Genomic DNA, 19,981 nt, shown 5'->3' on the forward strand with positions numbered 1-19,981 from the left:
TTTAAAGAATATACCCGTTTTTTTAATTCTGCCAAAGCCTTTATATGAGAAATTTTGCTCTATTTATTTTTCTTTGCATTTGTTGTCAATTTTCTTTTTCTCAGGTAAATCTTAGTAATGGATTGGTAGCCTATTATCCCTTTAGCGGAACCGCTTCAGATGCAAGTGGAAATAACATTAATGGAACAGTAAACAATGCATCACTCACATCAGATAAATTTGGCCAGACAAATGCAGCTTATTATTTTGATGGAAGTACCTCATACATTCAACTTCCTTATTCTAATTTGTATAATTTTTCACCCCAGGATTCTTTTACTATTTCGGTAGATGTATTACCCGATGCCGGAAATGCCTGGCCTGCACAGGCAATAGTGGTAAAATCTCCAGCTAACCCAAATTTTAATGCATCGCAATGGAATTACGGCACTTATGTTTTCAATTATAATGCAATGAGTGGATACTCTGCCACGCATGTTGTAAATGGCAGCACCTTATTCACTACAAACCCTTGCTGGTACAATATTATTGTTACTTATAAAAACGGTATTTGGCATTTGTATGTAAATGGTGTTTTAGAAGATCAGGATTTAACGCAAACCTTTTTTATTTTACAAGACGGGCCGGCATCAAAAATTGCAATTGGCAAAAAGGGAGATGCCTTTGGTGATTTTTATAAAGGGAAGATGGATGAGGTAAGACTATATCACAAGGTATTAAATGCAGATGAAATTTCGGCATTGTCATCCTGTAACTCTGTTTTAACCTGCAATAACTGGCTTGAAACTCCCTCCTATTCTTCCAATGTTACCATAGGAGATATTGACGTTAATGGCGATCAACTTACTGTAGAAGCATTAGTAAATGTTAATAGTGCATGGGGTAATACTGGTTTTGGCAAACTTGTATCGAAACATACCGGGCCATCTGATGTGAATTATTCATTAATGCCCTATACTGCGGAAATTACAACTACAAATGGTTATAAAAATACACCCGTTACTTGTATGCCAAATAAAGATAAAGTTTACCATGTGGCAATGGTATATGATGGTACAATATTAAAATTCTACCGAAATGGTTTTCTTATGAGTAGTATTTCATGTACTGGTAATCTAATAACAAATGATTTTCTAACAACTATTGGAGAAGGAGCGACATCACCCGGTCCCAATTATCAACATTATGGCTATATGAACGAAATCCGCATTTGGAATGTAGCCCGAACCCAGGCGCAAATTCAGCAATACATGAACAGCTCACTTCCCTCGCCTGGCACGCAAACGGGCCTGATGGCATATTATATTTTTGACAACCTGCTGAACAAGCAGGGCAATGCTGCATTTAACGGAACCCTTGCAGGCGCCGCATCCATTAATGCTACAGTACCGCAATGCAACTTTATTGCAGACTCATGCGTAATTGTTTTACCAGCCTGCAGCAGCCACCAGGACTTTAGCTTTACACAAAATATTTGCAACCCCAATAACCTTACATTCAGTTGCCTTACCCAGGGTAGCACAGGTATTGAATGGGATTTTGGAGATGGCGCTACCAGCAACGGGTCAACACTTGCTAACCATACTTATGGCACCGCAGGCACCTACAACGTTCAACTGGTACAAAATACCGGAACCTGCATGGATACAGTTATAAAATCCATTAATGTTTCTGTCATCAATTCAACCCCATTAGTGGTAACCAACAATACCACTATTTGCCCGGGAGCTTCATTAAGCCTGCAGGCGCAGGCTTCTGAGGAATATTGCTGGTGGCCTGCTGCAGGCTTAAGCAGTATAACAATTCAAAACCCGGTGGCAACCCCATCTCAAACTACCACTTATTATCTCAATGCATCTGTAATAGGCAATAACCTTATTAACAACGGTAATTTTTCATTGGGTAATACTGGTTTTACTTCGCAATATATTTACGCAGGTACCAACACTACCGAAGGCGAATATTATGTTGGCAACAATCCACAAACATGGAATGCTGCACTGAGCAATTGCATAGACCATACAAGCGGCAGCGGTAATATGTTACTCGTAAACGGATCGCCAACCCCAAACCTTGAAGTTTGGAAAAAAACAATTACCGTTACGCCAAATACCAATTATTCCTTTTCTACCTGGATACAGGCATTAGGGGCCATCAACCCGGCACAGCTGCAATTTTCTATAAACGGAAATGCTATTGGTAGCCCTATTACGGCCAGCCTTCCCACCTGTACCTGGGCAAAATTTCGTACTACTTGGAACTCCGGCAACAATACCACGGCAAATATTTCCATTATCAATAAAAATATTTTGGTGCAAGGCAATGATTTTGCATTGGATGATATTTCATTTGCAGCCATTACCATAAGGCATGATAGCGTTACTGTTTTTATTGACAACCCCGATATTACCGCATCCATTGATACGGCAATTTGTAAAAATCAATCTGTACCACTTAGTGCATCGGGCGCAGTAACTTATACCTGGAGTCCGCCAACCGGTTTAAACAATCCCAATATTGCCAATCCTGTTGCTGGCCCTTTAGCTACACAGCAATACATTGTAACTGGGGTAAATGCACTTGGCTGTATTGCAAAAGATACCGTTTTGGTGAGCATAAAAGCCCTGCCCAATGTAAAAACACTTAATGATACATCTGCTTGTATAAACAACACAATTGTATTAACAACAACCGGCGCTGCCACTTACTCCTGGAGCCCTGCAGCCGGATTAAACAATCCAAATATTTCAAACCCGGTTTTTTCGGGAGCCATGGGTAATTATGTTTTTTATGTAACCGGCACCGCAGCAAATGGATGCATTGCAAAAGATACTGTAAACATTGCTATAAGTGGAACGCTTCCCATAAATAGTATTGTGGATACAGCGGTATGCCCAAATAAACCAATTATTTTATCTACCACAGGCGCTTCAACCTACTCATGGAGCCCGGCAACAGGTTTAAATAATCCAAATATTGCCAATCCTATATTTTCGTTTATTGCAGCCGGCACCTACACTTATTATGTAACCGGAACAAGCGCCAGTAATTGCACAGGAAAAGATACTATTGTTATTACTGTTAAAATTCCGCCAGTAGTTAAAGCCAATGCCGATACAAGTATTTGCAACAATCAAGCCGTTACACTTTCCGTAACCGGTGCAATATCCTATACCTGGAGCCCATCAGGCAATTTAAATAACCCCAATACGGCAAACCCTGTTTTTAACGGCCCGGCTGGGAACCATGTATTGTATGTTTCAGGAACCGGTAGCAATGGATGCAGCAATAGAGACAGCGTAGCCATTTTAGTAACCAACCCAAAGACATTTCTTCAGCCACCAGAGAAAGAATTTTGTTTAAATGGTTCCGTAACATTAGATGGTGCAAATGGTATAAATGGCGTAAAATATACCTGGGCTCCTTCGCCCTATTTGAGTAATCTTAATAGTATAAACCCAATTGCCAACCCACCTGCTACGCAAAATTTTCAACTTACCCTTACCGATTTAAATTGTAATAAGGATAGCATCTTCACTGTAACAGTAAGGGTAATTGCTTTACCCAATATTACTGTAACTAAATCCAACGATATTTCCTGCGCTACATTAACTGCCGTTTTATTTGCCAACGGCGCTTCATCTTATACCTGGCAACCTGCCGGTACTTTAAGCAGCAATAATTCCCCGGCCACCATAGCGCATCCAAGCAACAGCACTATGTATGTGGTAACCGGTAAAGATGAAAATGGCTGTACCAATAAGGACAGTATTTTGGTAAACAGGATAGCCATTAATATTAATGATTACCAGCTACCCAGCGCTTTTACACCCAATGACGATGGCAGAAACGAATGTTTCGGTATCAAAAAATGGGGATTTACTTCTATTTCCGAATTCAGGTTTGTGATTTTTAACCGCTTTGGCAATAAGGTTTTTGAAACCAACGACCCTGCAAATTGCTGGAACGGTAAATTTCAAGGCCAGCCTGCTGATGCAGGCGCTTATGTGTTCCAAATTAGCGGAAAAACAGGTTGCGGGCCTTTTTCAAGAAAAGGTAATGTTATTTTGCTGAGGTAACCCAATTACAACATTTCTAAAAATAATTGCAAACCCTGCATTTTTGCTTCATCCATCCTGTAATCTATATTTTGAGTAAAATAGGTATGCAGGTTGTAAGCTTCAAAAGGGTTTGCGGCAATAATTTCGGGAATATGCTTTAAACCCATTCCTGTTGTTTCATTAAACGTATGAATAAATGCTGATGGTAATTGCTTATTGGCGGCCCACACGGCAAAAACAAAGGGCAGGCCTGTCATGAGCTGCCACGCTTCTGCAAGGTCGTAAACATAAGGCACCGATGATAATTTATTGAGCGCCCTATCCCCAATGATCAATGCAGCAGTTGTGTGTCCAACTTTTTGTTCGTACCCTTCATGTGCCGTTATATATTTGGGCGTAATTTTCCAGTATTGCTTTACTAATATTTTTGCCAGCGCCACCGAAGTACGGCTTTGGTAATCTAAATAAATTTCTTTTACTGCGGTAATGGGTACCTCGCTAAAAATACACACACTTGCCACTGGTTTACTTGCAGCTATACAAAATTCTGATATGATATGCCGCTCTTTAAGCGCCGGTAAAATTGCTGCCGGTATAAGGCCCACATCAATATCGTCATGCAACAATTTTTCTGCCAGGGCAGCCGGGTAATCGGTTATTATTGATGTTTCTGTATCCAGCAACCCTTTTTCAAATCCATATAAAAGAGGCTTTGTATTGAGGTAACTTACAGCGCCTATCCTTATTTTTCTGTCCAACTGCTTTCATTTAAATTTGTGCAAATTTACTTCTTATTACTATATGCAATTAACGCCACTTACTGCTATTTCGCCAATTGATGGCCGCTATCATAAAAACAGCATCCAATTAAAGGAGTATTTTTCGGAATATGCCTTAATGAAGTACCGTGTAAAAGTGGAGGTAGCCTATTTTTTGTTTTTATCGGAAAAAAAATTTTTTAAACTAAATCCCAAAACCAAAACGGCATTAACCCATTGTGCCGAATCTTTTAGTGAGGAAGATGCGCAAAAAATAAAGCAAACGGAAACAATCACCAACCATGATGTAAAAGCAGTAGAATATTTTATTAAAGAAAAGCTGGAACAGCTAGGAGAAGAAAACATAAAAGAGTGGGTGCATTTTGGCCTTACATCGCAGGATATTAACAATACGGCTTTCCCCTTACTATGGAAAGATGCTATTGAACAACAATACCTGCCAGATGTTTTGAACCTTCAGCAACATATTATAAAACTTGCATCCGCCTGGAAAAACATTCCTATGCTTGCAAGAACGCATGGACAACCAGCTTCGCCAACAAGGCTGGGAAAAGAAATGATGGTATTTGCAGAACGGCTGGAAAACCAGGTACAGCTTTTTAGCTATATCCCTTTTATGGGAAAATTTGGCGGTGCTACCGGAAATTTTAATGCCCACCATGTGGCTTATCCAAAATATAACTGGATAAAATTTGCCAACGATTTTTTGGAAAATAAACTGGGTTTGCAGCGGCAGCAATACAGTACCCAAATAGAGCATTACGATACACTTGCCGCACATTTTGATGCCATTAAACGCATCAATACCATTTTAATTGATTTGTGCCGGGATATTTGGCAATACATCAGCATGGATTATTTTAAACAAAAAACAAAAAAAAATGAAGTAGGCAGTAGTGCAATGCCCCACAAAGTGAACCCCATTGATTTTGAAAATGCAGAAGGTAACCTTGGATTGGCCAATGCAATGTTGGAGCACCTTTCGGCCAAGCTTCCCATATCCAGATTACAAAGGGATTTAACCGACAGTACGGTTTTAAGAAATGTTGGCGTACCCGTTGCCCATACCAGTATTGCCATTCGATCTATTGAAAAAGGTTTAAACAAACTCATTTTAAACGAGGCAAAATTACATGCCGACCTTGAAGCCAACTGGGCTGTGGTGGCCGAAGCCATTCAAACCGTTTTACGCAGGGAAAACTATCCGCAACCTTATGAAGCGCTTAAAGAATTAACCAGGGGAAAAAAGGTGGTGGATAAAAAATCCATTCATCAATTTATTGCAAAGCTAAAAGTAAGCGCTGCAATAAAAAAAGAATTAAAAAGTATTACGCCGCAAAACTATACCGGAGTTTAGAAGACTTAATTACACAACTTAATATAATCTGCAGCCCTGCTGCTCATTTGAATTTTATTTACTTTACCGGTAGTATTGTAATATAAAATAAGAGTTCCATACCTGGTAATAAAAGCATCCCAACTATCATCTTTTATGGATGCGTTGCCCAAAAATTTAAACAGGCTGCCTCTTGGTGCGCCCATTACTGCAGGTTCCATTTTGCCTTTATATACATCAGTTATTTCAATATAATTCCTGTCGGTAAAAAACGATAAGCCCTTATCTTTAATAAAAACACCTGCACAGGCCATGCTGTCTGTTTTTTCTATTTCGCTGGTATAGCAGGGAAATACTTTTTTAATTTCACCAGCAGTAAATTTGGGGGAAACCCTGTTTATATGCCCATCTAAAATATCTACAAGCATTTCCGGACAACGGGCAGTTGCTTTTAATTGTGCAGATGCAGGAAGCATTACAAAAAGCAATGCAGCAAAGATGAAATATTTCATAAATTATAGAGGTTAACAGGCCGTTTATTCAGCCTTACATTACTTAAACAGCAAATTTAAGGCCGATAAATTTTTACTGCCTACTCAATTAATTCACAATTGCATTTATTTGTGAATTTCGCTGCTATAGTGAAATTCTATATCGGGGTTATTGCTGCGTTCTGTATTTAAAAACCATTCGCTTTGGGCAAGATATACGAGGTGGCCATCTTTATCTTCGGCAATATTGGCCTGTTTGTATTTTGTATATTCATCCAGCTTTTCCGGGCTTTTGGAAGTAATCCAGCAGGCTTTATAAAAAGGCAGGTTATTCATTTGTACAGATGCGCCATACTCCTGCAGCAGCCGGTATTGAATTACTTCAAACTGTAATTCGCCCACGCAACCAATAATTTTTTTATTGCCCGAAAATTGGGTAAACAACTGGGCTACGCCTTCATCGGTAAGTTGCAGCAGTCCTTTTTCCAGTTGTTTGGTTTTCATGGGATCTTTATTTACCACTTCTTTAAATATTTCAGGCGAAAAGCTGGGTATGCCAGTGTAAAAAAAATCTTCGCCCTGGCTGAGCGTGTCGCCAATTTTAAAATTTCCCGTATCAAACAAGCCTACCACATCGCCGGGATAGGCATCTTCTATAACTTCTTTTTGCCTGGCCATAAAAGAATAGGGGTTACTAAACCTAAAATCTTTATTGAGCCGTACATGGTGGTAATAGGTATTGCGTTCAAATTTTCCGCTGCACACTCTTAAAAAAGCTATCCTGTCCCTGTGCCTGGGATCGAGGTTGGCGTGTATTTTAAAAACAAATCCGCTGAATTTTTCTTCAGATGGCGCTACCTCTCTTTTATTGGTTTGCCTTGGCCTGGGTGTAGGTGCAATGCGAATAAAAGTTTCGAGCATTTCTTTAACGCCAAAATTATTTACAGCGCTGCCAAAAAATACCGGTGCAATATTTCCTGCAAGGTATTCGGGTGTATTAAGTTCACCGTAAACTCCACTTACCAGTTCTACATCTTCTCTTAATGCAGCCGCATCTTTTTCCCCAATCTTTTTGTTTAAAATATTTTCTGAAAGTTCTTCAATTTTTATTTGGTCTGCTGCAACGGCTTTTGTACCTGCGGTAAACAGTACAAGGTTTTTTTCATGGATATTATAAACGCCTTTAAAATCTTTACCGCTGTTAATGGGCCAGGTCATTGGGTGCAACTGGATTTTTAGTTCTTTTTCAATTTCTTCCAATAGTTCAAATCTGTTTTTGCCATCCCGGTCCATTTTATTGATAAAAACAATAACCGGTGTTTTGCGCATGCTGATAACTTCCATAAGCCGGCGGGTTTGTTCTTCCACTCCATTTACACTGTCCACTACCAGCACCACGCTGTCCACAGCAGTAAGCGTTCGAAAGGTATCTTCGGCAAAGTCTTTGTGGCCTGGAGTATCCAGCAGGTTTACCAAAAAATTTTTATACTCAAACGACATTACGCTGGTAGCAACAGAAATGCCACGCTGCCGTTCAATTTCCATAAAATCGCTGGTAGCATGTTTTTTTATTTTATTGCTTTTAACGGCACCTGCGGTTTGAATGGCTCCGCCAAACAAAAGTAATTTTTCGGTGAGTGTGGTTTTACCGGCATCGGGGTGACTAATGATGGCAAAGGTTTTTCGCCTGTTGATTTCGCTATCGTATTTCATAAACAGGCGCAAAGATAAGTAAACGGAATGGCGTAAGAAAAACTTCAACGATTACTGTTCGCTAAGCCATTGCTGCCTGCCATACCCGGCAATAACATGTTTCTCGCTATGGTAGCTGGAGCGTACCAATGGGCCGCTTTCCACAAAATCGAGCCCAAGTTTATAGCCTATATTACGGTATTCTTTAAATTCATCGGGGTGTACAAAACGCTGAACGGCTAAATGCTTTTTGGTAGGCTGTAAATATTGCCCAAGTGTAACTACGTTTACACCGCTATTATTTAAATCTTTTAAAGTTTGCACTACTTCTTCCCGGGTTTCTCCCAGGCCCAGCATTATACCGCTTTTGGTACGCATACCCAATGACCTGAGTGTTTCCAGCACATCGAGGCTCCTGCGGTATTTAGCTTGTATCCTCACCTGCCTGGTGAGGCGTTCTGTAGTTTCAATATTATGGCTTACTACTTCCGGAGCTGCATCGGCCACACACTTTATTTGGTCCTTATTTCCTTTAAAGTCGGGTATCAGGGTTTCTAAAGTAGTTTCGGGGTTTAAGTTTTTTACAGCTTTAATTGTATTATACCAAATAGCGCTGCCTCCATCTTTTAAATCATCCCTGTCAACAGATGTTATAACTGCATGTTTTACTTTCATTAAATGAATAGCTTCGGCAACACGTTGTGGTTCGTTCCAATCGGCTGCAAGCGGCCTTCCTGTTGCCACGGCGCAAAACCCACAACTACGGGTGCAAATATTGCCCAGTATCATAAATGTTGCAGTACCTGCGCCCCAGCATTCACCCATATTGGGGCAATTTCCGCTTTCGCAAATGGTATGCAGTTTATGCGTATCTACCAGGCTCCTTACATGCTTATATTCTTCACCAATTGGCAACCGCACCCTTAACCATGATGGTTTTTTAATTTTTTCTTCACTGGGTACATTTTCTATTATCCCTGTATTGCAACTCATATTTTATTACTGGTTAAAACCTTAGTTTTAATTTACGGTTATACTTTATTTATTTCCTTTTTCCCAAAACAATTGCTACAAAAGCTGAAAAGAAAAATTGCTTTTGCTTGTTATAAACCATTTGTGGGATTTTTTTTGCATAAAACTCACCGGCAATGCCTATTTCCAATGCATTCACCATTTCATTGTATTGCCCGTAATCGAACCTCACTGCTGCTTTTGCATATACTCCCGGCCTTAATTTTAATTTGCTCCAGCCACGGCCCAAAGATGGCCCCGAAATAATGGCTCCATGCAAATAGGCATCTGCATAAGCCAGGCTGTCTGTCTCATAAGTTATATATTTAAGTTGGCCCAGCGAATCCTGTATTTGCACTTCATAAGGGCGCAATAAACCTAAAGTAATACCGCCACCAAAATTCCCGGTAATGGACACGCCGTTTTTATTGCTTTTATTGCCCAGCAATATTTGTTGCTGCACTCCCAATTTTACCGGATAAAAGAAATTCATTTTTCCAAAAACAAATGGGTATGAGTTATAGGCAATTGCCGATTGAATTTTCTCTTCCTTTGGGTGTTTGCGCTCGGTAATCTCCAGTTGGTAAAGCATTCCTTTTTTCAAAGTTTTTGCCCGGGCTTTTTCAAAAAATCCACCATAACCATCCGTAGTAAGCTTGGCGCCAAAAACAAAATGTTTTCTATAGGTTATTATTCCTTCTTCTTCCTGCCTTATGATTTCGTTGATGCGTTTTTGCTTTTCTTCTTTGCGCTTTTCCTTTTTTGATTTTTTAGGTTCGGTATTTTCCTGGGCACAAACGCCCAGTACCAGGGCAAAACTCATTAGCAATAAAAATAATTTCTTCATGAATGGGATTTACTTAAGTAAATTTACACAAAAATAACGGCCTTTTTGTAAGTTATAGCATTATAACAATTCTTAATTGCTTTATAGACATTTTTAACGTTTAAAATATATAATAAATGACTGCAAATATTGAATACACCGGCCATTTACGCTGCAAATGCACCCATGTACAAAGTGGTACAGTAATAGAAACCGATGCCCCTACCGATAACCTTGGAAAGGGTGAACGCTTTAGCCCAACGGATACGGTTTGTGTGGCTTTGGCCACCTGCATGATAACTACAATGGGCATTCGTGCACAGGATATGGCCGTAGAACTTAGCGGCACAAAACTGGAAGTTACCAAACACATGCTGGCCAACCCAAGAAGAATTGGTAAAATTGAAATTTATCTTTATTTGCCCGGCAACATTGCTGAGCATAACCAAAAAGTATTACAGCAAATTGGCGATAATTGCCCGGTTGTAAAAAGCCTTCATCCTGATATTGAGTTGGTAGTGGTTTATCATTGGGGTTAACCTTTTTCCGGCTTTAATATTTTATTACCTATGCTGCATTGCAGGCAACGTTTTTCAGTGCAATAATTTTTTTTCCAGTAAATAAGCGCCTGCGAATCGTAAGCATTAAGGCAGGTAATACCCAAATGACCGAAGTTTGCAGTAATTGAATTTTTTTCTGGCGCAATACTTTCTGCAAATAAAATGGCACGGGTTTTATATTCCTCTTTTTTATTCAGCAGCCCATAAGTATACAATACAGGTATAACGGTATTTAATAAAAGGATGCCCGACATTTGTTTTCCGGGTGATTTGGGTTTTACTGTTGTTTCCTTTTCAAAACGATAATGGTAATTCCAGTAATCGTTGGCAGTGCATTGCAACAGCTTAATAATCTCTTTTAAAGATGTGGTTTCTTTTATTTTTGAGAACAGGTGTACGCTGCTGTGGATGAGCGCTGCCAGTTGTGCCAGCCTTACTGTAGGAAAATTGGCCGGCCGCATGCGTAAAAAATTTACCGGGATGTGAATGGCGGGTAATTGATATTTTTTTTGGAGAAATAAATATTCTTTTTTTAGCATTTTTGGATAGTGTTCTTCAAAGTCTTCGTTTAATAACCCTGCCTGGCCCAGCAGTAAAGCCTCAGTCTGAATCAACTGGTTTTTATGCTTTGCCAAAATAGTAATAGGCAATGATTTTGCAACTGCCTCAAATGCATCTGCATTTTGGGGCAATCCGAAATTGCGTGCCAGCAGCCACCAAAAAGTTTCTTCCCAATGATTATTATTTTGCTGCAATAAAGATTGGATATAAGCTGCTTTTTGCTGCATCCTTTCTGCTGCAGCCCTGTCTTTCCAGGAACTTATGGTGAGGGCAGGCAGTGCGCCAATATGCTTTTCGCAGGGAATAAATGATTTTGTATCCATTATACCTGCATACTTTTTCAACAAAAGGACGGAAACCCTGTTCTGCAATTCCAGCACAGGAAAAGGAAGGCCGATATTTTTATCGTTTTGCCAAACCACATGAAGGATTACATTGTTATAATTTTTATCAGTGCTGTGTTTATGGTTTATCCAGTCTGTCGCCTTTAAGTGCAACTCAATGCTACCGGCAAGAAGCGTATTGCCCACTTTTATTTTGGCATTTAAAAAATCGGGACCCTGGTTTGTATTATGGTTGCCGGAATGGATAATTTGCAAAATTTCGTTTTGGGTTGTTGCCAGTTGCTGCAAATTAAAATACCGGAATTGCCAGATGAACTGGAGGAGTTGCTCGGTCATACGGAAAAGATTTACGGGAAGTTACGAAAGGCCCGTTAGGAAAAAAATTCATGTAGCAATTTTATTGCCCTGCTTACCGGCAAGCCCATTACATTATAAAAATCGCCTTCAATTTTTTTTATACCTACCACGCCTATCCACTCCTGTATGGCATAAGCGCCGGCTTTATCATAAGGCTTATATTTTTCTACATAAAAATTTATTTGATCATTGCTTAGTTCATGAAAAGTTACCCTTGTTTCATCGGCAAAATACTTTTCATTATTGCCCTGGAGTATTACCACACCCGTAATAACCGAATGTGTATTGCCCGAAAGTTGCTTTAAAAAATCAATGGCTTCGTTATTATCTTTTGGCTTTCCAATAATTAGGTTGTTACAAATTACGATGGTATCTGCTGCAAGTATGGGTAAAGAAGTACCCGTTTTTTCCAGTACGGCTCTTGCCTTATTGCGTGCTATATGTATGGCAATATTGCTGAAACTATCGCCGGTGTTATAGGATTCATCCGTTTCACTAATTATTACATCAAAGGGTTGCTCTGCCCATTGCAGCAATTGTTTGCGGCGGGGCGATTGCGATGCCAGTATTATTTTTTGCATAATTTATTAACGGTATAAAAGAAAAAACAGCATAGATAAAATGCCGGTGAGCATTACCAGTTTAATTAATGTGCTCAATTTATGGTAAGCTGCTGCCTTTTCTGCTTTAAATAATCCTTTAAGTATAAATACTAATGGCAATAATAAAAACAGGGCAATAAATAACAACATTTCCCTCATGCCGGATTGCCAGGTATATAATTGAAGGATAATTAATGCAGCCATGCATACAATTAACCATACGCCAACATACACTTTAGATGCAGGAACGCCCCAAACAATGGGCATGGTACGGCAGTTATATTGCCTGTCGCCTTCCATATCTTCCAGGTCTTTTACCGCTTCCCGAATGAGTGAAGTAATAAATGCAAAGCCTGCATAAACAGTGGTAAACTTAAAAAAACGTTGAAAATTTATAAAATTTTCTCCCTGGTACCATTGGTTAAACCCTGCACCCACAAAAAAATACACTACCAAAATTACCCATGCAGAAAGCGCCGAAATAATTACATTACCTATCAGCAGCTTTTTTTTAAAAGTGGTTGAATAAAACCAAAGCAGCAAAGAAGAAGCTAAATTTGCCCAGCCAATAATCCATTTACCGGTTTTGTAACTTATATAAAAACTTATGCCGATGCCGGCTACAGATAATACCCAATGCCAAAGGATAACCCATCGGCGGTGAATAATTCTGCCTACCACTACTTTTTGGGGTTTATTTATTTTATCAATTTGCTGATCAAAATAATCGTTGATGATATAGCCGGCTGCGGCAATTAAAACCGATGCAAAAACCAACAGCAGGAACAGGAACAAATCTGCACGCAAACTATATGCCGGCGCTACTGCTTTAAACAGGCAACCATAGTAAAGGCATTGTGTAAGCGCAATAAAAAATAAGTTTGGCCACCTGGCCAGTTGAAAAAATGCTGTGAGTAATTTCATGCATTACAAATGTAAAGAACAAGGGCTGAAATAACTATTAAGGAATGAATTGCCGGTAAAGATTCTAAATAGATGAAGTGCCATTGCTATGTACCCATTGCCCATTGAGCTTTAGTACTTTTTCAATAACGTCCCTTACGCATCCCTGGCCGCCATTGAAAGGAGAAATATACTGCGCCTGTGCTTTTATTTCGGCAGTGGCATCTGCAGGGCAACATGCCATCCCGGCAAATTGCATGGCTTCAAAATCGGGCAGGTCGTCTCCCATAAACAAAACCTGCTCTTTAGAAAAAGAATTTTGGGAAATATAATTTTTTAATACCTGGAGTTTATCTTCCACGCCAATATGAACATCTGAAATGCCCAAAAGGTTTAATCTCGTTTTAACGGCTGCAGATTTTCCCCCGGAAATAACTAAAATGTGGTAGCCTTTTTTAATGGCAAGCTGCATGGCATACCCGTCTTTAATATTCATTACCCGGGCCATTTGGCCATCATCCAGCAATAACAGGTTACCGTTTGTTAAAACGCCATCAACATCCAGCACAAAAACCTGTATTTTTTTAAACCCGGATAGTACATTCATACAAAAATTATTTTTGCTGATCCCGCCATTCATACACCCATGTGCTTTGGATCAATTCAAGGTGGCCTTCGTTGCTTTCTTCGGGCTTGCCTTTAAAATGAGGAATTTCCATAACCCATTTATGCAGGTCGGTAAAACGGATACGGTAAATTTTCCCTTCGTTGAATTCATCGCCAAAGCGCTCATAGAGTTTTTGGGCAATATCTTCATAATCGTTCCAGTAAATTGGCGGTTCAAATGTCATAATAATTTTTTGAATATGCTACAAGCAAATGAAATGAAACCAGCATAAGGGTTCCTATTATTCACCTAAAAATTGTGTTTGATCCGGCAGGGTAACTTCTATTTCCCCTTCTTCATTTTCTAATAATACACATTGGCAGCCCAGGCGTGAATTTAACCTTGGATTTACTGCCCTGTCAATAAAATCCTCTTCACCATCACTAAGTTCTTCTACAAACTCTTCACCTTTTTCAAGATAAAGATGGCAGGTACTGCAGGCACAAACGCCACCACAGTTGTGGTGCAGGTCAATATCATTTTTTAATGCAACTTCAAGTAGCGATTGGTTGGGCTCAATATTTTCGAGGGTAACAGGTGCTAATCCTTTTTGTTCAAATTTAAATGTAATCTTGTACATAGTGCAAATTTCGGCCTGCAAACCTAAAAGGAATTACTAATAAAGGAAAATAAAAGATGCTATTTATTAAAAACAAGCAAACAAAAGCTTAATTTGGCGGTATTCCCGGTAAACACTAAAACTATTTTTGTAATGACAAAACAAATTTTTGTGCTGGTAATTTTTACCGCTTATTTATTTGCCATCATGTCCTGCAAAGGCAATAACAACCATACAAAACATGCAAGTTCAGACAGCAGCCTGGCAATAAACAAACCTGCAATAAACGTTCAAAAGAAAGAAAATGAAACCCTAAAAGCACCTATTATTAATATTATAGATAGTTTTACTTCGAAAGCCATTTACATAATGGTAAAAGATAGTGCGGCAAATGAGGAATTACTGGCCAAAAAGTTCAACAAAATTTTCGATAGTATTTTAACGAAAGTAATAAAAACCAATAAACTCAGCCTTAAAGGTTCCCCGGCTTGCTGGTACCAAAAAAATAAAGCGCCCTATTTTTTTGAAGCTGGGTTGCCTGTAGATAAAATACCCGCTAAACTTCCCAAAAAAGTATTTACCAAACAAACCCAAAGCGACAGTGCATTAGTGGCCCATTTTTTTGGCCCTTATAATTTAACCGCACAAGGTTATACAGCTTTAAAAGATATGCTCAAAGAAATTAAGCCCGGCAAAAAAGCCGGTACCGCCTTTGAGGTGTATGTGGATGACCCAATGAATGAAAAAGGAAAATTAAAAAATCCTTACAAGGTGCAAACAAATATTATTTTACCATACCATTAAGGGTTCATGATGCTATCTGTTATACGCAGGTAGGTTGTACGCAGCTTTGGATATGTAGTAAGCAATCGAAGGTGCTTGTCCATTGTTTGGATATCTTTTCTTATAGCCGGGCCGGTTTGTAAGCTGCATGGTGAATTTTGCTGTACCCGGTTTGCAGTTTCCAGAATCAATGGTTTTAATATATTAAAATCTACTTTTTCATTTATGCAATATTCCTCGGCAAGGCAATACATATAGTTACTGAAATTGCTGGCAATTACTGCAGCAAGGTGCATTTTACAGCGTTGTTCATCGCTTGCCCTTTGTACATTATCAGAAACTGTCTGGGCAAATTTTTCTAAAAATATGGTCATTTCTTCTGAGGAACCATCTACTAAAAAAGGAATGAGCGGAATTGTCTCCATTTCTTTTCGGATGGTTTGCAATGGATATAAAACCCCGTAATTATCAGAATATTTTTTTAAAATATCTTTGGAAACAGAACCAGAGGTATGAACAACCGGTTTTCGCTTATCTATTATTTCTGTAATGATATTTTCAATTCCATAATCCGATACGGAAATGATCACCAAATCACAATCCATATTTATTGGCTTGGAAAAATTGTTATATTCAGATAGAAATTCATCTGCAAGGGTTTTGGCATGGTCAATGTTTTGGCTTATTACAGATTGGATAGTATGCCCGTTTTTTATAAACAGCCTTCCCAAAACTGTGGCAACATTACCAGAACCTATTAATACAATTTTCATAAGTGATAACTTTGTAAAATGAAAATACAAAAAAAAGTACTATATATTTTTTTACGTTATAAATTAATTCTCCTTTCAATCCTATTTCCTAAAAAATGTGGAAATTACGCTTTTACACTTTTCTGTACACCTCCTGAAAAATTCAAAGGCAGCAAAGCAAAAATTTTTGAAACTGCCGAACCCTTATCGTTTTTGCTGAATAACATAAGAATTAACGGGTTTAGGGTTTCTGCTTCCGGTAAAAACAAAGTGCTGCTGCTGCATGGCTTCTGTTCCAGTATCCACAAATTTGAAAAACTTACGCTGGCATTTTCTCAAAGCGGTTACGAAGTACTGGCATTTGATGCCCCGGCCCATGGCATCAGTGAAGGTAAAACGGTAAATGCTTTAGACTATTGTAACATGATACCAAAAATAAATGAAACTTACGGCCCTATTGATATTTATGTTGCGCATTCCTTTGGCGGACTTGCTGCATGCCTGGCTTTAGAAAAAATTATTCATTCGGAAAATACGGTGCTGGCCCTGATAGCGCCAGCCGCAGAAACTACAAGGGCATTAGACAATGCCTATACTATTTTAAACATTAGCAACAAAAAAATTAAAAGACTTATGATTGAAACCATTCGGGAACGAAGTGGTAAATTGCCAGAATGGTTTAGTGTAAAAAGGGCAATTAAAAATATTAAGGCCAAAATATTATGGGTGCAGGATACCGAAGATTTTATAACCCCAATGGAAGATGTAGAAAAAGTTATGGAGGACAAACCGGTTAACACCAGTTTTTATATTACCCAGGGCCTTGGGCATCATAAAATTTACAGAAATGACAAAGTGATAAATGAAATCATATCTTTTAGCAAAGGCCATGTAACAGTTGATTGACAAAGCCTTTAAACGATGCTAATTTTTTTTTCCTTTAAGCATGGGCACAAATTTAAATTGCTCAAATTCCTCTTCTGCAAATTTTCCATCGGCGGTTTTTGTTAAACGCAACATGCGCTGGCTTCCCGGTTCCGTTTCAAGGGGTAATACCATTTTGCCGCCAATCTTCAACTGGTCAATCAACCTGGGAGGAATAAAAGGAGCAGCAGCTGTAATCAATACTTTATCAAATGGCGCAAATGTAGGGAGGCCTTCAAAGCCATCGCCGTAAAAAAATTTTATACCAGGGTATTTGGATTTTAAAACAAATTTTTGAGTAAGTTCAAAAAGCTTTTTTTGCCTTTCTATGGTAAAAACCTTTGCACCCATTTCGGCCAATACGGTTGCCTGGTAAATGCTGCCTGTACCAATTTCCAAAATTTTATCCTGTGGCTGTACCTCAAGCAGCGAAGTTTGATAGGCTACTGTGTAGGGTTGAGAAATAGTTTGCCCTACGGCAATTGGAAACGCCCTGTCTTCGTAAGCAATATTATCCAGCGCTGTATCCAGGAAAAAATGCCGGGGAACTTCGTTCATGGCGTCCAAAACTTTTTCGCTGGTAATGCCTTTGTCCCTTAAAGAGCCTATCAATTTTTTTCTTAGCCCTTTATGCCGGTAAGTATCTTCAAATTTTCTCACAATAGTTAGCCTGATTTTTTGTACTGCAAATTAAAAGCAGTTGTTCAATAATTAATGTAAAAAAATTATTTATTCTTTATGGGCTTTACCATATACCCTTCGTTGCGTAATAATTGCAAAACACCTTGCTTACCCGGCAGGTGCCCGGCGCCTACAGCTATAAAAAGGTTTTCTTTGGGCATCAGTTTTTCCATTTGTTTCACCCAGTTTTTATTGCGGTTATACAAAAGTATGTCCATACTTGCGCCTGTTTCTTCACTTTGCTTAGTCATCAGGCTATCCAATAAACCCAATTGCTGGGATTTATATAAATTCAGCATTTCCTGAAACGCTTTTTTATAACTGGCTATACTATCAAGTGTACGCAATAAACCTTTTGCCTGGGTTTCGTAAGGCACACTGTCAAACACGGCACATTGAAACTGTATGGTTTCAAAACCTTCTACCTCTTTATTTTGCTCTTTTGAAAGTTTCATCAACCCTTCTTCTACCCCGCTCAAAGTTTTACATTGCATTAATTTTGGGTAAAGCATTGATTCAAGCATCAAAGGTTTTACCTTATTAAACATAGTAAAAGGCATTTTAAGGCTGTCCTTAAAATACGTTTCAATACGCTTGTATTCCTCCGGGGTATAAAACTCATTTAGCGTTTTATTGCCATTCATATTCATACAAAATAAAGCGCCCATGGTATTGCTTAAATTATCGAGGTCCATCTCCAGGTATAATTTTTTACTGCCTGCCAGCGCTTTTTTAAGGTTTTCGCTAAATACAATATCTTCTTTGCACATAAGGTGAAAAGTGCCGAAAATATAACTTGGTTGCTTTAGGTTTTTACCGGATATTTCCCATAAAACTGTGTGTTGTGTAGGCTCCAGGGGCAATTTTAACGATTGGTTGCCGGTTTTACAGGCATTAAAAAAAATTAATACTGCAAAAGCTACAAAAAGGTTTATAATTTTGCTCATACGGGTAAAATTAAGAAGTTTATCAACAGGTTTATTCCAAAACCCGGTTACCGAAAATTCAAAATTCTATTGAAACCATTGGTTGCTAAGGGTTGCTTTTCAACAATTTTCAAAAAAAGCAATAATTTTCTTAAACGTTTTTAGCAGATAGTTGTACTTAATAGTATGAAATATTTTTTACTTTTTTTTATGCTCGGTATTTCCTTTTGGGTACCTGCACAGTCAGTAACGGAATCTACAAATCAACAACAAACAAAAAACCCTGTAAGTGGTACTGCTGCAACTATAGCATTATTAAAAAAGAAAGGGTTACAAAACCTCTACAACCCCGATGCATGGCTGGCTTTTTACCTGAATACCCAAAGAGACAAAAAATTTGATTCGGATACAAAAAACCATGAACTTAATTTTTTAGCCGAAGCATCTGCATCCTTTATTAAAGAAAGCTGGCAATACAACCTCATAAGCTTTATACACTCTGGTAAAAAAAATAAAGAAACCGTTTTTAAAGCTTTAGAACTGGCCAAAGATAAAGTTGCTGTTTATCCCTACATAATTCAATACAGCATTATTGCCCGGGATAAAATAATGCTGGCAGAATATGCCCAAAAATTATATGCCGCTTTGCCGCTGCCGCCCAATGTTTACGAATATCAATACAATACCTTAATGTCGGCCAATACCAATGCGGTAATTTATGCCCGTGGCATTGGCGACCTGGTAGCCCTGGCAATGGTACAACAGGCAACCAATATAAGAAAAGACATTACCCTAATGTATTACGAAGAACCCGTGATCCCTGCACCCAATACTTACTTATGCCTTTCCATAGGAAAAGATGAAATTGCCAAATATCCCGTTGCCTATTATACCGGGCTTTTAGTAAGCCTCGACCCTGCAGGCGATTTTACTGAATTGAAAAACCATATTAGTAACGATTTCACTAAAGAGAGGTTAAACAATGCCACTATTTTAACCGGGCATGAAAAGCAGCTCTACAAAAATTATCTTCCGTCATTTTTGCTGTTGTATAAAAGCTATGAAAATAAAAATGCACCACAGGCAAAATGGCTATTGCAAAAAATGGATTTTATTGCCCGGCAGGCCGGAATTTCAGAAGAACTCTATAAACAACTGAAATAAGC

At 38.7% G+C, this 19,981-nt stretch carries 20 protein-coding genes; 6 read left to right on the forward strand and 14 right to left on the reverse strand.

What is annotated here, in order from left to right:
- Positions 1–44: 44 nt before the first annotated feature.
- Positions 45–4,079: a gliding motility-associated C-terminal domain-containing protein gene (locus IPO46_02445; GenBank protein QQS63485.1), complete on the forward strand. Its 4,035-nt coding sequence runs from the start codon at positions 45–47 to the stop codon at positions 4,077–4,079.
- A gap of 5 nt (positions 4,080–4,084) precedes the next feature.
- On the opposite strand, the gene IPO46_02450 is transcribed toward IPO46_02445, so the two are convergent.
- The gene (locus IPO46_02450) at positions 4,085–4,819 is read right to left on the reverse strand and encodes a menaquinone biosynthesis protein (GenBank protein QQS63486.1); all 735 of its coding nucleotides are present in this window, start codon (positions 4,817–4,819) and stop codon (positions 4,085–4,087) included.
- Positions 4,820–4,862: 43 nt separating this feature from the next.
- Here IPO46_02450 and purB point away from each other — a divergent pair, with 43 nt between their 5' ends.
- Positions 4,863–6,197 carry an adenylosuccinate lyase gene (purB, locus tag IPO46_02455; protein ID QQS63487.1) on the forward strand — a complete coding sequence of 445 codons (1,335 nt, stop codon included), beginning with the start codon at positions 4,863–4,865 and terminating at the stop codon, positions 6,195–6,197.
- 5 nt (positions 6,198–6,202) lie between these two features.
- Here purB and IPO46_02460 read toward each other — a convergent pair whose 3' ends face one another.
- The 4 genes from IPO46_02460 to IPO46_02475 form a co-directional block, all read right to left on the reverse strand.
- Entirely contained in the window at positions 6,203–6,688 is a 486-nt protein-coding gene (locus IPO46_02460) for a hypothetical protein (protein ID QQS63488.1), read from the reverse strand.
- A gap of 105 nt (positions 6,689–6,793) precedes the next feature.
- Positions 6,794–8,380 (reverse strand): peptide chain release factor 3, encoded by a 1,587-nt coding sequence (locus IPO46_02465; protein QQS63489.1) that lies wholly within the window; start codon positions 8,378–8,380, stop codon positions 6,794–6,796.
- A gap of 51 nt (positions 8,381–8,431) precedes the next feature.
- Positions 8,432–9,352 carry a lipoyl synthase gene (gene lipA / locus IPO46_02470; GenBank protein QQS63490.1) on the reverse strand — a complete coding sequence of 307 codons (921 nt, stop codon included), beginning with the start codon at positions 9,350–9,352 and terminating at the stop codon, positions 8,432–8,434.
- Positions 9,353–9,401: 49 nt separating this feature from the next.
- The gene (locus IPO46_02475; protein QQS63491.1) at positions 9,402–10,217 is read right to left on the reverse strand and encodes a hypothetical protein; all 816 of its coding nucleotides are present in this window, start codon (positions 10,215–10,217) and stop codon (positions 9,402–9,404) included.
- 116 nt (positions 10,218–10,333) lie between these two features.
- On the opposite strand from IPO46_02475, the gene IPO46_02480 reads away from it, so the two are divergent.
- Entirely contained in the window at positions 10,334–10,735 is a 402-nt protein-coding gene (locus IPO46_02480; GenBank protein QQS63492.1) for an OsmC family protein, read from the forward strand.
- Here IPO46_02480 and IPO46_02485 read toward each other — a convergent pair.
- The 6 genes from IPO46_02485 to IPO46_02510 all read right to left on the reverse strand — a co-directional run bounded on the left by IPO46_02485 (position 10,732) and on the right by IPO46_02510 (position 14,770).
- Positions 10,732–11,997 (reverse strand): DUF2851 family protein, encoded by a 1,266-nt coding sequence (locus IPO46_02485; protein QQS63493.1) that lies wholly within the window; start codon positions 11,995–11,997, stop codon positions 10,732–10,734. The genes IPO46_02480 and IPO46_02485 overlap by 4 nt on opposite strands.
- 35 nt (positions 11,998–12,032) lie before the next feature.
- Entirely contained in the window at positions 12,033–12,599 is a 567-nt protein-coding gene (gene maf, locus IPO46_02490; GenBank protein QQS63494.1) for a septum formation protein Maf, read from the reverse strand.
- A gap of 6 nt (positions 12,600–12,605) precedes the next feature.
- Complete coding sequence (locus tag IPO46_02495; GenBank protein ID QQS63495.1) at positions 12,606–13,544, reverse strand: geranylgeranylglycerol-phosphate geranylgeranyltransferase; 939 nt, start codon at positions 13,542–13,544, stop codon at positions 12,606–12,608.
- Between the two features lie 64 nt (positions 13,545–13,608).
- Positions 13,609–14,130, reverse strand: coding sequence for an HAD hydrolase family protein (locus IPO46_02500; protein QQS63496.1), 522 nt, complete (start codon positions 14,128–14,130; stop codon positions 13,609–13,611).
- Between the two features lie 7 nt (positions 14,131–14,137).
- Positions 14,138–14,374, reverse strand: a complete 237-nt coding sequence (iscX, locus tag IPO46_02505) for a Fe-S cluster assembly protein IscX (protein QQS63497.1) — start codon at positions 14,372–14,374, stop codon at positions 14,138–14,140.
- Between the two features lie 57 nt (positions 14,375–14,431).
- Positions 14,432–14,770: a (2Fe-2S)-binding protein gene (locus tag IPO46_02510; GenBank protein QQS63498.1), complete on the reverse strand. Its 339-nt coding sequence runs from the start codon at positions 14,768–14,770 to the stop codon at positions 14,432–14,434.
- 132 nt (positions 14,771–14,902) lie between these two features.
- On the opposite strand from IPO46_02510, the gene IPO46_02515 reads away from it, so the two are divergent.
- The gene (locus IPO46_02515) at positions 14,903–15,553 is read left to right on the forward strand and encodes a hypothetical protein (protein QQS63499.1); all 651 of its coding nucleotides are present in this window, start codon (positions 14,903–14,905) and stop codon (positions 15,551–15,553) included.
- Here IPO46_02515 and IPO46_02520 read toward each other — a convergent pair.
- Positions 15,550–16,305 carry a DUF2520 domain-containing protein gene (locus IPO46_02520; protein QQS63500.1) on the reverse strand — a complete coding sequence of 252 codons (756 nt, stop codon included), beginning with the start codon at positions 16,303–16,305 and terminating at the stop codon, positions 15,550–15,552. The genes IPO46_02515 and IPO46_02520 overlap by 4 nt on opposite strands.
- Before the next feature lie 18 nt (positions 16,306–16,323).
- Between IPO46_02520 and IPO46_02525 the strand changes: the two genes are divergently transcribed.
- Positions 16,324–17,190 (forward strand): alpha/beta fold hydrolase, encoded by an 867-nt coding sequence (locus IPO46_02525; protein ID QQS63501.1) that lies wholly within the window; start codon positions 16,324–16,326, stop codon positions 17,188–17,190.
- Positions 17,191–17,208: 18 nt separating this feature from the next.
- On the opposite strand, the gene IPO46_02530 is transcribed toward IPO46_02525, so the two are convergent.
- Together IPO46_02530 and IPO46_02535 are read right to left on the reverse strand one after the other, a co-directional pair.
- Positions 17,209–17,868 carry a protein-L-isoaspartate(D-aspartate) O-methyltransferase gene (locus IPO46_02530; protein QQS63502.1) on the reverse strand — a complete coding sequence of 220 codons (660 nt, stop codon included), beginning with the start codon at positions 17,866–17,868 and terminating at the stop codon, positions 17,209–17,211.
- A 65-nt stretch (positions 17,869–17,933) separates the two neighbouring features.
- Positions 17,934–18,836: a TraB/GumN family protein gene (locus IPO46_02535; protein ID QQS63503.1), complete on the reverse strand. Its 903-nt coding sequence runs from the start codon at positions 18,834–18,836 to the stop codon at positions 17,934–17,936.
- A 189-nt stretch (positions 18,837–19,025) separates the two neighbouring features.
- Here IPO46_02535 and IPO46_02540 point away from each other — a divergent pair, with 189 nt between their 5' ends.
- Positions 19,026–19,979 carry a hypothetical protein gene (locus tag IPO46_02540; protein QQS63504.1) on the forward strand — a complete coding sequence of 318 codons (954 nt, stop codon included), beginning with the start codon at positions 19,026–19,028 and terminating at the stop codon, positions 19,977–19,979.
- Positions 19,980–19,981 lie beyond the last annotated feature (2 nt).

This window comes from Chitinophagaceae bacterium (assembly GCA_016699815.1).
Classification (GTDB): domain Bacteria; phylum Bacteroidota; class Bacteroidia; order Chitinophagales; family Chitinophagaceae; genus Ferruginibacter.